This is a genomic window from Bacillus hominis (assembly GCF_018332515.1).
Taxonomy (GTDB): Bacteria; Bacillota; Bacilli; order Bacillales; family Bacillaceae_G; genus Bacillus_A; species Bacillus_A hominis.
The window spans coordinates 1-1886 of record NZ_BOQD01000312.1 but is presented as its reverse complement, the minus strand read 5'-3'; the positions used below and the strand labels follow the sequence as shown (position 1 = coordinate 1886).

The window sequence follows — 1886 nt, the reverse complement described above, 5'->3', positions numbered from 1 at the left end:
AGGGGATAGTGCCTACACCTCTAAGGAAATGGTAATTAAATAACAATCAACAAAAACCGTGAAAAAGGATAAATACCTTTTTCGCGGTTTTTAAAATGAGGAGGATATATGAATCTAGTATTAAAAGAAATAGTGGTAAACAAAACAATATTTATTATGTTATTTATTGGGTTTGTATTGACAATATGGCCGATCCTTATAGCAATGTCGACGAAAGATTATTATGATGAGAAATTTTATGATAGAAAAAATGGTTATTTTAATTATTACTATTCCGTTCAACTTACTAATATAGGGGAATTAAATTTCAAACAATTCCAGACGTTAGTAGAGACTGATTTTAAAAATGCTAGTGTTATTACAAATGATATTCGTATTACTATTCCGGGTATCGGCCGAGCAACAATGAATGGTCTCCTTAATAAAAATTGGTCTCCACCTTTGCTAAAAGGTTCTCAGATGGAACAAAATGAAGAAAATAGTGTAATAGTCGGGAAGAAAATTTATAAGGATACGGAAACAATAAAACTATTTAATAAGGAATATACAGTTAAAGGTGTAGCTGGAGCAAATACTGGATATGAGTATAATATTAAAATTTACGTCGCTTTAAATGATATGCCAGATGAAGTGAAAAAAATGATCCAAAATGAAAATACATTCCAAATGATCGTTCGTTCTAACGAAAACCCTATAAAGGAAATAAACACTTTCATACAGCATATAAACCAGAACAATAAAGATATAAATGCCAAAGTGATAAGTGAAAAAGAGAATTTTGAGAAAGAAAAAAACTCAAGTAAAGCTGTGAAAGAGTTATTAAGTTTTCCATTTAGGCTTTTTTGTATAGCTTTAATTACCAGTATAATAGTAAGTTATTATTGGATTTATACGAAGAAAAAAAATCTGTCGTTAAGGAAAGCTTTGGGAGCAAGTAATGTAAATCTTTTTATTTTTATATTTAGTCAATTATTTTTATGTGCAATCACCGCATCAGCCTGTGCGATATGCATACAATGGATTTTTAGCACTTTGAGTGAAAATATTATAGAGTCTACAAGCTATAGCATTAGTTTACAGTCTACTCATATTGCAATGTGTGTATTTCTTTCACTTAATATAGCTTTTATCCTCTCTGTTATACCATTTGTATATGTGCTTAAAAGTGAACCTGCTAAAGCATTAAAGGAGTAAAAATGATGAGAATAAAAAGTGCGTTCATAGCATTAAAAAAGAGATTTCTATTTTCCGTACTTCTTCTAATACAGATTACATTTGGATTAGCAACTATAACGAGTTCAATTAATGTATTTTATAATTTACACCATCTAAACGATAAATCCAGCTCAGCATTAAGTGTGGATAAAACATATTTAGTTACTTTTGAAAGGACGACAGATAGGTTACAAAGTAATCAATTTAATAAAGAGCAAATTCAAGCGGTTTATAATACAATTCATCAAAATAAAGATGTGATTTCGTATGGTACATACGAGGAGAGTTTAATTGAAATAGAATCAAGTAATAGACCACTTCAAAACAGTATGATTGCTGATTTGAAACATAAAACGTTTCACGATGAAAGACCTACTGTTCAAACAATTGTTGTAGATGAAAATTACTATAAATTGTTAGGTTTACCTTTAAAACCTGAAGAGGGTTTCTTGCATGAAGATTTCCCAAAAAATAGTGAAGAAAAAACAAAAGTATTAATGGGTTCTTACTTTAAGAAATATTTTCAAGTTGGGGATACAATTAATAATCAATATACAATTATAGGCTTTTTACCAGAGAATAAATTTATCATAGATAATAATACAACGAACGTTTATTTGAAGTTGGATTACGCAATGATAATGCCTATGTCATCTGATAGATATGAAAAT

At 29.1% G+C, this 1886-nt stretch carries 2 protein-coding genes; both read left to right on the top strand.

What is annotated here, in order from left to right:
* The first annotated feature begins 108 nt into the window (after positions 1-108).
* Positions 109-1194, top strand: a complete 1086-nt coding sequence (locus KI356_RS23255) for an FtsX-like permease family protein (RefSeq protein ID WP_212936593.1) — start codon at positions 109-111, stop codon at positions 1192-1194.
* A gap of 2 nt (positions 1195-1196) precedes the next feature.
* Positions 1197-1886, top strand: a 690-nt coding sequence (locus tag KI356_RS23250; RefSeq protein WP_212936592.1) for an ABC transporter permease, incomplete at its 3' end; no start/stop codon positions are given.